General features: G+C 37.5%; 10 protein-coding genes and 1 pseudogene. 3 read left to right on the top strand and 8 right to left on the bottom strand.

What is annotated here, in order from left to right:
• From MOK21_RS14295 to MOK21_RS14280, 4 genes are all read right to left on the bottom strand, one after another.
• Positions 1-708, bottom strand: a complete 708-nt coding sequence (locus tag MOK21_RS14295) for an ABC transporter ATP-binding protein (protein WP_249074657.1) — start codon at positions 706-708, stop codon at positions 1-3.
• The gene (locus MOK21_RS14290; RefSeq protein WP_249074656.1) at positions 683-1,459 is read right to left on the bottom strand and encodes an ABC transporter ATP-binding protein; all 777 of its coding nucleotides are present in this window, start codon (positions 1,457-1,459) and stop codon (positions 683-685) included. The genes MOK21_RS14295 and MOK21_RS14290 overlap by 26 nt, the downstream gene beginning before the upstream one ends.
• A gap of 101 nt (positions 1,460-1,560) precedes the next feature.
• Positions 1,561-2,784 (bottom strand): substrate-binding domain-containing protein, encoded by a 1,224-nt coding sequence (locus MOK21_RS14285; RefSeq protein WP_249074655.1) that lies wholly within the window; start codon positions 2,782-2,784, stop codon positions 1,561-1,563.
• Between the two features lie 325 nt (positions 2,785-3,109).
• Positions 3,110-3,262 (bottom strand): hypothetical protein, encoded by a 153-nt coding sequence (locus MOK21_RS14280; protein ID WP_249074654.1) that lies wholly within the window; start codon positions 3,260-3,262, stop codon positions 3,110-3,112.
• A gap of 343 nt (positions 3,263-3,605) precedes the next feature.
• Here MOK21_RS14280 and MOK21_RS14275 point away from each other — a divergent pair.
• A pseudogene (locus MOK21_RS14275) lies at positions 3,606-4,160 on the top strand (aldo/keto reductase).
• A 253-nt stretch (positions 4,161-4,413) separates the two neighbouring features.
• Here the strand turns inward: MOK21_RS14275 and MOK21_RS14270 are convergent.
• From MOK21_RS14270 to MOK21_RS14260, 3 genes are all read right to left on the bottom strand, one after another.
• On the bottom strand, positions 4,414-4,758 hold the full coding sequence (locus tag MOK21_RS14270) for a hypothetical protein (RefSeq protein WP_249074653.1): 345 nt from the start codon (positions 4,756-4,758) through the stop codon (positions 4,414-4,416).
• Between the two features lie 328 nt (positions 4,759-5,086).
• The gene (locus MOK21_RS14265; protein WP_249074652.1) at positions 5,087-5,905 is read right to left on the bottom strand and encodes an alpha/beta fold hydrolase; all 819 of its coding nucleotides are present in this window, start codon (positions 5,903-5,905) and stop codon (positions 5,087-5,089) included.
• Between the two features lie 117 nt (positions 5,906-6,022).
• Positions 6,023-9,211 carry an AfsR/SARP family transcriptional regulator gene (locus MOK21_RS14260; RefSeq protein WP_249074651.1) on the bottom strand — a complete coding sequence of 1,063 codons (3,189 nt, stop codon included), beginning with the start codon at positions 9,209-9,211 and terminating at the stop codon, positions 6,023-6,025.
• A gap of 610 nt (positions 9,212-9,821) precedes the next feature.
• Here MOK21_RS14260 and MOK21_RS14255 point away from each other — a divergent pair.
• On the top strand, positions 9,822-10,292 hold the full coding sequence (locus MOK21_RS14255; protein WP_249074650.1) for a hypothetical protein: 471 nt from the start codon (positions 9,822-9,824) through the stop codon (positions 10,290-10,292).
• An 87-nt stretch (positions 10,293-10,379) separates the two neighbouring features.
• Here the strand turns inward: MOK21_RS14255 and MOK21_RS14250 are convergent, their stop codons facing one another.
• Positions 10,380-11,360: a diaminopimelate dehydrogenase gene (locus MOK21_RS14250; protein WP_249074649.1), complete on the bottom strand. Its 981-nt coding sequence runs from the start codon at positions 11,358-11,360 to the stop codon at positions 10,380-10,382.
• 282 nt (positions 11,361-11,642) lie between these two features.
• Here MOK21_RS14250 and MOK21_RS14245 point away from each other — a divergent pair, with 282 nt between their 5' ends.
• A complete protein-coding gene (locus MOK21_RS14245) occupies positions 11,643-11,948 on the top strand; it encodes a hypothetical protein (RefSeq protein WP_249074648.1) in 306 nt (101 codons plus the stop codon).
• Positions 11,949-12,769 lie beyond the last annotated feature (821 nt).

Here is a 12,769-nt window from a genome sequence, read left to right as displayed (position 1 = left end):
TTATCCGATTCCAAGATATTTTCTTTTCAGTTCTTCATGATGGATCAAATCTTTCATTTCGCCCGCGTGAACGGTTCTACCATCATCAATCAATGTATACGTATCGCCAATGCGACTCGCCATCATAAAGTTTTGCTCAACAAGTACGATGGACGTTTGCTTTTTCATTTCAACAATGGCCTCCATAACTTTCTCTACCACTATGGGCGCGAGTCCTTTAGAAGGCTCATCAATCAACATTAACTTACTATCGTTAATAAACGCCCGGGCCATAGACAGCATTTGTTTTTGACCACCGGAAAGATGGCCACCAGCCTTCTTCCAAAATTTCTTTAAATCAGGAAATAGCTCCAGCACATAATTTTGTCTCTCTAACGTAGCTGTATCTTCTTTTCGCATGGCCACTTTCATATTTTCCTCTACCGTTAAATCTGCAAAAATCCCTTGGTTTTCCGGTACGTAGCCTATTCCTAATTTTGCAACTTTAAAAGTTGGGTTTTTCTTAATAGATTGTGAGCGAAATTCTACGTCTCCCTTCGAAGCAGGCGTTAACCCCATAATCGTTTTTAAAGTAGTCGTTTTCCCTGCCCCATTTCTGCCAAGTAGTACGCTGACCTGCCCCTCCATCGCCTCAAAGTTGACTCCCTGCAAAATATGATATTGCCCGATATATGTGTGGACATCATTTAATTTCAGTAAGGTGTTCATCGTACAAACCTCCTAAATATGCATTTTGTACGGTTTCATTTTGCATAATATCCTCTGGTGTTCCATCCGCAAGAAGCTGACCATTAAATAGCACCATAATTGAGTCCGACAAATCGATAATCATATCCATCTTGTGCTCAATCAGTAGAATCGTTTTATTGCCTTGCTTTTTAATCGTGCGAATCACCTCTAAAATCGTTGGTACCTCCTCTAAAGACATCCCTGCCGTTGGTTCATCTAGTAAAAGAATTTCCGTATCCAGTGCTAACAACATCGCAATCTCAAGCTTTCTCTTTTCCCCGTGCGAAAGCATTGTCGTGAGGGCATCCCTTTTATTGTCAAGCAACACTAGCGATAATAGCTCCTCCGCTTTTTCAGTAATTGCCTGATAGCTTTTATAATGGCGAAATATTTGATAACGTATTTTTTCCTTAGATTGCACAGCCAAACGGACATTTTCTAAAACTGTCAGGTTCGGAAAAACATTCGTAATTTGAAAAGATCGCCCTAGCCCCATGCGTGTTCTTTCGATTGCTGATTTTTGCGCAAGTGATTGCCCCTTAAAATAGACATCCCCGGCAGTCGGCTTTAACTCTCCACTAATCAAATTAAAGAAGGTTGTTTTCCCAGCTCCATTTGGTCCTATAATTGATTTCAAATGTTTTTCTGGCATAGTAAAATTCACATGGTCGACAGCTGTGTGTCCGCCAAAACGAATAGTTAAGTTTTCTGTTCTTAAAATTGGTTCCATCGTATTCTCCTTTCTAGTCCTTCTATCTCTCTTCATCCATTCTCAAGTGAAAGTAGATGAAGAGAGACAGAATCATAAAAATTTATCTGTCTCTTATTTCACTATTTCATAACCGGAGGGGCCGTTTCATCAGGGCTAAGCTCACGAATTAGCACTGGTACTGGATAATCCACACCCTCTTGTTTCTCTAAACGGATCGAATACATTGACTGTAATGCTTGATGATCTTCTTTTCGGAAAGTCATTTTTCCTTTTGGCGTTTCAAATGTCATCCCTTCCATAATGCCAATCAGTTTATCCGCATCTGTATCTCCATTTGATTTTTTCAAAGCATCTACAATTGAGATAGCAGCAGACATGCCTCCTGGTGTAAATAAATCCGGAACTTCATTGAATCGTTTTTTATGTTCCTCAACCAACCATTTATTTACATCATTTTGTGGCAACGTATGATAATAAACAGAGAATCCTTCCATGCCAATTAACGGATTCATAAATTTTAATGCAATAATATCTGGTGCACCTGTTGAAATTTTAATGCCTTTTTCTTGAATTTTTAGATCGGCAATTTGATTCCACGGTGAGTTTGCACCCGCCCATACAACAAATAAATAATCCGGTTTGGCATCAATTACTTTTTGCAAATTAGATGTAAAATCTGTTGCTGCCGGATCAGCATATTCCTCCAAAACAATTTCCGCGCCTAGCTTTTCCGCCGCTGTCTTAAAGGCTTTTACCCCGTCCCAGCCAAAAGAATAATCCGGTGCAAATGTTGCAATTTTAACACCTTTTCCTGCAATCGCTGCCGCCGCTGCATAAGCGTCCTGAGAAGAATTTCGGCCTGTACGGAAAATATATTTATTAAAATCAGTGCCCGTAATACTATCTGCCACCGCAGGCTCCACCACCATAATCTTTTGATACTCTTCCGCAAGTGGTAGCACAGCAAGCGTATCACCTGAGCTAGAAGATCCTACTAAAAAATCAACCTTGTCATCTTCTAATAACTTTGTCGCTTTTTGGACCGCAACCTCAGGCTTTGTTTCAGTATCTTCATAAACAATTTCTATTTTCTTCCCGTTAACCTCCATCGTCCCACCTGTCGCATAATCAATCCCTAAGTCAAAGCCACGCTGTGTTTGTTTCCCATACGACTCCAGAGCACCCGTCAAGGAAGCTAGCACCCCAATTTTAATAGTGCCCCCTTCCTCAGAAGACCCCTTCGTATCATCCCCTGAAGAACGATCCTTCGACTTATCCGAATTACAAGCCACCATCAACATCGTCATCATCAATAAAAGCACCATTAACCAATGCTTCTTCATCCCATTATCCCCCTTCATCATGAACTAAAAAGAAAGCGCTTTCGTTGCTAAGTTCACTATATAAAACTTCAGTTACAAATTAGTTACAAGATAGTTGGGTCAGTTTACTGAACCAACTATCTTTGTCGCGAAAGTGTAGCGTTAGCGCAACGACAGCGACAAAAGGTTTTAATGAGCTGCCCTATTTGGGCAGCTCATTTTTCTGCAGCGAAAGTGTAGCGAAGTGGAACGACAGCTGCAAGTTCTCTCTGTCGCGAAAGTACAGCGAAGCGCAACGACAGCGAGCTGCCTTTTCTCGTCAAGATGAGAGTTTATCGAGACAATTTTAAGATTTATCGAGAACTTTTGATTGTTTATCGACTAACTTTTTTAATTTATCACCTAACTTTTTTAATTTATCACCCAACTTTTTTAATTTATCGACCAACTTTATCAATTTATCGCCCAACTTTCGAAAAATATCGATATCTCCCTTCATGTGGAGAGCTACTTTTACAGAAACGGCAGTGGGAATTTTTTTTCGGCGATGAGAGGTTTATCGGAATAAATTTTTGTTTTATCGGAATGTTTCATCGATTTATCGGAACATTGTAGGGAGTTACTTTATCTGCAACGACAGTAACAAACCTCTTCAACAGTTTTATATAAATTTCATATTAATTCATAAGTAATAATATATTATCCATATTGAAATCTGGTTTTTATGAAGATAGCACTTTTAAAAGGGGGGACTAGAATGGAGTTTAGTAAACTTGGCAATAGCGGATTAACAATAAGCAAGATTGCATACGGAAACTGGATAAATCATGGGGGTAAAGTAGATGAGGATACTTGCTAAAGCAGCATTAGATGTCGGTATAACTACATTAGATACCGCTGATGTTTATTCAGAAACTAAGCTGCAGAAGTACTCGGCAGGTCTTTACAAGATATACGTCGGGAGAGCATTGAACTATGTACAAAGGTGTGCCATCCAACTGGGAATGGGCAAAACGATAAAGGTTTATCATATTCTAGAAAATTGTCATGTATCTTTACGTCGATTACAAACAGACTATAAAGATGTCTATTATGCACACAGATTTGATCCAACTACTCCTCTTGAAGAAACGATGTTAGCTTTCGCAGATCTTGTAAGACAAGGTAAAGTGCTTTATATCATTGCAAGCTAACCCCAGTATTCAATGTTGTTGGGAGTTATCGAAAGCGATGTTATACCAACCTGTCAACGTGAGGGACTTGGGCAAGTAGTATGGTCGCCTTTAGCACAAGGTGTACTCACAGGGAAATATCTTCCCCAAAAACCAGTACCAGCCCAGTCGCGTGCTAATTCTCCTGCTGGCAAACCATTCTTTAATAGACTTGCACAACGTTAGATGAACGATAATGTGCTCACAGCTGTTCAGAAGCTTAAACCCATCGCACAAGAGAGGGTTCGGGTGCAGCGAAATTATAAACTCCTTAAATTCCTTCCGCTATCGCTCCAGTCAGACATTTACCGTTGACAATTGCTACGTTTTTTCTTCTGCAGCTAGTTAGCTTTTGGGAGAGAAAATAAAAAAGGCAGCATATACTACCCTATTTAACTATCAATCCCTATAGTTGAATATTTCATTACAAATGATAAACCTATTTCTTTCTCTCCCTTATCGCCTGTATAATACCCCAAAATATAAACCGATATACAAAAGCTATGAGAAAAAACATATAAACAAATTCAAAAAGGGAAAAAGGATCATCAGAGATTAAATAGGAATTAATGAAAATCAAAATTAAAGATAATAATTCCATTGTAGAATTTTTAAATCCTCTTTCTTCATACAAATACTTGGCCCTTTTTAGATTGAAAACATCCTTTAATTCATCAGTAAAGAATCCCTTAACCAATCCCAATCCTATCAAATAAATTCCCATGGAAAGTTCATAAGATATATTCAAAACCCATGATACTAAACAATAAACTACAGTTAACAAAAATAAGTACACTTTTACTATTCCCCTTGTTTTTTGATAATTTAACAGAATATTACTATTTTGCTTATTTTTTAGTAATTTAATAGTATCATATAAGGTACATCATAAATACAACTTTTAATGCTGATGCTTCCGTAATATTCATTACGCCAGTAATTCGGCCTTTGGATAACGAGGGGAAAGTCATTAAACAAAGGCTGGAGACTTTAAAAATTGATATAGATTCCAATGAGGAAAATACGAGATAAGAAATTAGACAAAAAGAATCCCTTGAATTTATTGAGTAGGTGAATTCTTCAACATATCAAGGGATTTCATTCTGTCAATATCAATCATTAAATTCCTGCACCCTATCCAACCATTCATGCATAAGGCTATTAAACAAACCTGCTTGTTCAATTTGCAAATTATGCCCTGCCTTATCTAAAATGGTGAAGGCTGCTCTTGGGAATTTATCTAAAATGGCAAAAGCGTCCTTATAGCCAACTATGGAATCCTGCTTGCCTAACAAAAATAAGGAAGGTTTAGCAAATGAAATCTCATCTACAGGAAATGAAAAACGATAGCTTTCTTGAATTTTTTCTAAAAATTCCACATCCGCATTTTTTATGCCTGCTAACACTTCATTTGTATATCGATGACAATTTTCTTCATCCAAAACAACTAAATGTGAGCTAAAATCTTCTAACTCTTGTTTCGTTAATGTCGATAAAAATTCTTTATCCGCCGACACAATACTTTGTGGTGGTACTGTTCGACTTTCTTTATCAGGAATAATTAACGGACAAATAAACGCAGCACCTAAAATTTGTTCATGATGCTCTCTCATGATCCCACGCACTAAATAGCCACCATAAGATTCACCTACCAATAAATAACGTTCATTTGGTATTAAGGAGTGAATTAGTTCTATTACGGCCTCAAGCATTTCATCTGAGTTATTGATCTTTTCGTAGTTTGAGGTCTTGCCCATCCCTGGAAGGTCTATATAAATTCGTTTCCAGCCCTCTATTTCTGCAAAAACAGGCTCCATACAGCCCTTCATTAGTTGATGGTCTGGCGAATATCCATGGAGCATAACGATAGGTGTTCCCGTTCCAATTATTTCATAGTAAATATTCGCCTTATTCACCGTACAAAATGGCATAGTAGTTCCCCCAAAATTATAAGATTAATTTACGTAAATGTTCAGCAAAAGTTATTGTAATTTTTTTCTTGTAGAAGTTAGTCTATCTACTAAAAATAACCAATCATATAATATACACTAACCCATTATTAAATCATAAACAACCATTGTTGATTCCATTGGTGTTGTATTTAGTTCTCTTTTTAATTGCTCGACACATTTTTCATACCATTTCAACGCTAGGGAGCGGTTTTGTAATTGATAATAACTATACATTAACAAGCGATAGCCTTCTTCCCATAATGCATCTTCACGAAGCATTTTTTCCGCATAAAAAATAGCTTGCTTATAATTTTGCTGCCGCGTTGCATTTTGCGCCAATCTTTCCAGTACTTCGATATACAATGACTGCAGTTTTTCACGATCCTGAATGAGCCAGTCTATCTGCTTTTTTTCAGCATAAAGAACATCGGCATAGCTCGTTTCTGCAAGATGTAACCATTCATTTGACAATTGTGGATCGAATTCCTCCATCCCTAAGTCATAAAAATAGAGAAAGCGTTCGACATCGATTTGCAGGAAATGAATATGCTGTAATTGATACATATTATTTTTTCGCTGAATGAAAAAGCTATCCTGACGCGCATTTCTATTTGGTTCAAGAACCTTTAATAACGTATTCAAGACAACTTTAAAATCTCGGTCTAGTGAATCAACATCCCGCTCAGGCCATAACGCCTGTGCTATTTCATCCTTAGGTGTAAACCGATGGCGATGACAATATAAATAGACGAAGAGCTCCTTTGATTTTTCACGCTTCCATTCCTTATCCTCAAGCTTTCGATGCTTTCTGATTAAGTCTAAACTTCCTAAAAAATTCACCTGCATTTCCTCATGCGGATAAACGATATTATCTTCCACTTGAAAAGTGTTTCGCATCTTCAAAATAGCGTCATTTTCCCCATCACATTTTCTACTAAATTGTAAAAGCTCATAAAAAATCATCCTATTAGGTGGACCAAGAATGGTCTTTCTTTGTAAAAAGTAATCATAGCCATTCGTGATGCATAACTGTGCAAACTGTTGAAAATAATGATTGAATGGTTGGGGTTTGTTTTCTTTGAAGGCAATGACGGATTGAAAGAATAGGACATGCATCTCACCATTTTGATCGCCACAGTCGCTAAATAGTCGCTTTGCCTTCCATAATAATTGTCGCGCTCGTTCAAATTCATGTTGAGAAATAGTAATTTTCACCTCAGCAATTAAAATGAGAGCAGTCATCCATGCGTCTTGGACTTGCTCCGTTTCTCGTAAGCCGAGCGCTACATATTTTTTAGCAGAGACAATATCTCCTTGCGCAAGTTTGACAATTGCTAGTCCCATGTACGGCTCGGCCTTTACGCGAGAAATATTGATGGTATTCATTAATGAAAGGGCCTTTTCATAAGCATGACAGGCTCCATGATAGTCTGGAAAATCTATTAATAAGTAAGCATGCGCTTTGCGAATATAGCCGACCGCCTCAATAAACACTGATTTTTCACGAAGACCTCTACGAATCCCTTGCTGAGCGGCATACCAAGCATCCTTCCCTAGCCCTAATAGTGCATAAACAAATGAGGCTAACAACTCACTCTCCCTATGCGTCGCTACAAGCTGTGGTGGTAATTCCAACCTTTGCGTCAACAATTCCTTTGCTTCTAATAATTGACCTGTTCTTAACAATACTCGAACATCGACATTGGCTCTTTGTAGTACTTCCTTCGTCAAAGCAACCTCTTCGGTAAAAATTTGAGCATCTTTCGCCTTCCCTAAATTCACTAAATTTTCAGCATATTGTCGTTGCAATTCGAGAAGTTCCTCTTCGTTTAACGGCGTATGATTTGCTAATTCTAATGCCTTTTTTAAATGCGGCTCTGCCAATGCCGGCTGGATTGTATCGAGATAAATATGTGATAAACCTGCCTGCGCTTTCGTCATAAAAAGATAATCATGCTTACTTTTTGCGATGTTTGCGCAATTTTCATAGGATTGCTTCGCTCTTTCATAATAAGCACGATAGCGGTGGCACTCCCCTTCAAAATAATACAGTTTGTAATAGTCTGATTTTTCATCAACTGTAAAACGATTTATTTTCTCTAATAACCACTCAAATTGCCCAGCACGGACTAGACTTTCAGCATAATTTTGTAATAGCTCACCACAAAAATTCTGATCATTCGTTTTAAATGCATGATGCAGGACAGCTTGAATATTGTTTTCTTTTACATAATACAATGCTGCTTGCTTCTGCAATGCAATATACTGTGAAGGATTTTGTTGCCATTTTAGCTCTAAAAATCGACTGAACAATGCATGAAAACGATATAGACCATCCGTTGTGATCGGTTGAATAAACAAATGTCGTTGTACAAACAGTTTTAACGCCTCTGCCATTTCCGAACCATAAAATTGTGTGATAATCTCTTCTGAGAAAGTCGGGAAAATCGCCAGCTGTAATAATGCCTTTTGCTCAAATGGAGACATCTTCAGATAAACTTCCTCTGATAAATAGGTGAAAAGATCATTAGTAGAGATGCTTAGCCAATGAGCTAATGTCTCATTATTCCATTGCTCAGCTAATAAAGAAATACTAATTGCCCAGCCCTCTGTAATTTCCAAAACCTTAGCTATTTCATCTTCTGTTAAATGCACCGCTACATAATCCTCGAAAAAAACAGCGATTTCCTCTGAAGAAAATGTTAATTCTCTTTCTGAAATTAAGAGTAATTTTTTTTGTAGTTTTAATCTCCTCGTAATATCCCAATTCGGCAACGTTCTGGAAGCAATCATAAAATGAACATTCGGAGGTGAAAACTCTATTATTTTTTCCATCACATAATTAATATGAAATTCATGATCAACTAGATGGTAGTCGTCAATAACAATTAAAAGCGACCCTTCGATGTCACACAAACTATTGACAAACAGCTTAAACCAACGAGTTAGTTCCTCTATTTTCGGAAAACGGGATAGATAATTCCATGCATCAAAACCTTGACCAAAGCTCGGAACAATTCGTGTGATACTGAAAAATAAATGCCTTAAAAACGGTAATATATTATCATCTTCCTCCGACACACTATACCAAGAAAATTTACCCGATTGAGCATGTAGAAATTGTGTAAGGATTGTTGTTTTGCCGTAGCCAGCTCCACTATGAATAAGTGTGCAAGTATGATCTAGGCTTTTTTTTAATGTTCTCATTAATGAAGATCTACTAATACAGTGTTTGGACGGACTCGGTGGAATACATTTTGATTGAATAATAATGTCTGTAGTCATTTAAAATGTTAACCTCCCCATTAAACTGGTTATGTAGGTTACAAATTTACATTTAAAAATAAAAGAAAAGCGAAAACTCACGTATCGCAATTGTTGCTGAGACAAACCACGAGAGGAGTTTTCGCATTGTATTCCAAGTTTATCAAATTGATTTTACCGATACCATATTTTTTTCAGGTTTCTGATGATTAATATATGTTTCCCTGGCATTTTGTATTTGACACCTATTAAATGTATAATTAAGGAAATCAGAAAATTCATGTACAAATAATGAAAGGAGAATGTGTATGCTATTATTTTGGAGCTGTTCCTTCATTATCTCAATTTTTGCCTTCATTCTAGCAATCGTTAAGCTCTCGTGGATTTATATGCTAATAAGTACAATTACCTTTTTACCTATAGCTTATTATTTTTCGGGTGCAGTAAATGCTTTCCAATACATCGGACTAACACCCATTGTACTCCTAATATTAACCATAGTACTATGGTTGTTAAAAAAGAAGGCTCTAGTAAGGGCAAATGTTGATTGTTAACACATTGACGAATTTTTAGGCGTTAATTAAATTCTTGATGAGTAGTTAACTAGTTCTACTAAAGAAGGAGTTCTAGTATGGATATAAAAGTAACGGCAGAAGTATATAGGTTAGGAATTTTAATAGGTTTTTATACTGTTCAGGATATCATTAAATGGGCTGATAATGTTATTGAACGTCTTGATCATCCACCGTATGAAGTAATTGAAGTATCATTATCTTCCCAGAAAAAACCCATTGATGTCTGTTCGAAATTAAAATTGTTCAATGAAGGTTTAAATAATGATGACCTTCCTTCTAAAATATTACTCGGATTGCTGAATGATTATTTTCTTTCAACCAACAACGCTTCAGACGTTTTTTCAATGTTAACTCGATTAATTGACCATCTACAGTTAGAAGAAAGTAATGAGTGGATAGAGCGTGAAATGGTGTACTTGTCAGATGCTTTTTATTTAGCGGACCAACATATATATGGTGATTTGAAAGAAGTAGAAAACAATTTAAAGAATTTTTTATCTAAGTTCGAAGCTTATGCACAATATTAACCATGAATGACGATGTTCTATAAGAATTAACTTTCTTAAAATGAAAAATCCCGATTATCAACTTTATGATAATCGGGTAGTTTACTATTATAAAAGTTCTTTACGTAATTCAGCAGCTGATTTTGGTGATAACAGTCCAAACGGGATATCGAATACTGTTTTTGCACCTTTGTCTCCTGCTTGGTTTAAACGATGAGCTGCACGTGCAAAAGCTACTAGAACGCTAGACGTGAAGTTTGGATTACTTTCAAGCTTTAATGAGAATTCAAGAATTTGTTTTTCGTTAGCGCCGCTTTCTCCACTACGAATAACGAATCCACCATGTGGCATACCTGTGTGATTTGCTTTAAATTCCTCTTCAGAAATAAAGTTCACTGTTGTGTCATAATCATCAAAATAGTTAGGCATCGTCACGATTTCTTGTTCAACTTTTGCAGCATCCGCACCTTCTTCAAGTACAACCCAGCATTCACGTGCATGCTTTTCACGCGTTGTTAGTTCAGGATTTTCACCGTTGCGAACACGGTCTACAGCCTCTTTAATTGGCAATGTGTATTGTACAGCATTTTGAACGCCTTCGATGCGACGTATAGCATCTGAGTGACCTTGACTTAAACCGTCTCCCCAGAAAGTATAAGTTGTACCTACTGGTAGAACAGTCTCCCCGAGTATACGATTTAATGAAAACAAACCTGGATCCCAACCAACCGAGATAACGGATACTTTACCAGATTTTTGTGCTGCTGCATCTACAGCCTCAAAAAACTCAGGAATTTTCGCATGAGTATCAAAGCTATCAATTGTATTAAACCATTGTGCAAAGTGCGGTCCTTGCTCTGGTAAATCTGTTGCTGAGCCACCACATAAAATCATTACATCAATGTCATTTTGGAATTTTTCAGCATCTTCCACTAAATATACGCTTGCATTACTTGCAATGTTTACAGTTGAAGGATCGCGACGTGTGAACACCGCCACTAATTCCATATCTGGATTTTGAGAAATAGCATGCTCAACTCCGCGCCCTAAATTTCCATAACCAACAATACCTACTCGAATTGCACTCATTAAAAATTCCTCCTCACGATTACGTGACTTTGTGAAGTCCTTCACGTTAAATCTAATTACAATAATACGTTGTGTTAGGAAAATTCACAATAGTTTGAGTACGTGTTTTTCTCTCGAAATTATACAAGTTTTCTATGATTTCTATTCGCGTATGGCATGAATGCGTTTACATCTTTCGAATTTAATGACTAACCTTTAAGTTTTCGTTAAAGCCTTGTAAATCCAGACTTTTCCGACTGCATGTCTTGTACAATAAAACTATCGACAAAGGGGGCATGTTGAATGAAAGGTAATGGTTTTTCACCTAGCACAACATTGGTACAAGGAGACTTACTTGCTTGTCCATTTCAAAATGCACAAAAATCTGCAAAGGCTCATATTGAAACAAAGGCAAAACACAAAAAATCTCCACCTGACCAACACCAATGTATAGGAGTTATACCTTTTGGTGTTACAGAAGAAACCCTAGATACATCCATACAAAAACAAAGAATCAATGAGATTAACTTCTACCATAGAGGCAAAGAGATTGCACGCTGGTTGGTTAAAAAAAATGAATATAATAAGGTTAGGACTGACCAAACCTAAGATACATTTCCTTACTTCTTCAGCAAAGGGTCTCTAGTCATTTGCCCTTTTATTTTGCCACTATCTGTATGCAAAAAATTACTTTTAACTTGTTCTTCGCAATGTTTTAGGTTGGTGTAATTGAAAAGGAGTAAAAACGGAGAATTTAAATATATTATAAGAAATTGGAATTGTTAGGAGATAGTAGCTTACATCAATTATATCTCTGCATAATGGCGTCAGAGGCTTTGTGTCAACGTGATGTTAGTCATTCAGACGTGTGTTGTTGTTGCTGTCGCATAGATATTTCAGCGGATGTTTAACACCCGCTGAAAAATAACTTAAATCCAAATTCGTCTCATCTTCTATAGAGGGAAGAGACTTCTGCTTCGTATCAGTTCCGTCGCTCTGGCCAATCTTTCCGTCACTTCGATTGTTTTATCCGTCACTTTGACTCTTCGTTCCGTCGTTCTTGCTGCTGTATCCGTCGCTTCATGTCCGTTCCGTCGCTCTGGCCAATCTTTCCGTCACTTCTTTTATCCGTCACTTTGACTCTTCTTTCCGTCGTTCTGGGTGTTATATCCGTCGCTTCATGTCAGTTCCGTCGCTCTGGCCAATCTTTCCGTCACTTCGATTGTTTTATCCGTCACTTTGACTCTTCTTTCCGTCGTTCTGGGTGTTATATCCGTCGCTTCATGTCCGTTCCGTCGCTCTGGCCAATCTTTCCGTCACTTCGACTGTTTTATCCGTCGCTTTGACTCTTCTTTCCGTCGTTCTGGGTGTTGTATCCGTCGCTTCATGTCCGTTCCGTCGCTCTGGCCAATCTTTCCGTCACTTCGACT

It is taken from the genome of Lysinibacillus sp. BPa_S21, from assembly GCF_023337795.1.
Taxonomy (GTDB): Bacteria; Bacillota; Bacilli; order Bacillales_A; family Planococcaceae; genus Lysinibacillus.
This window is presented reverse-complemented; position numbering and strand designations above follow the sequence as displayed.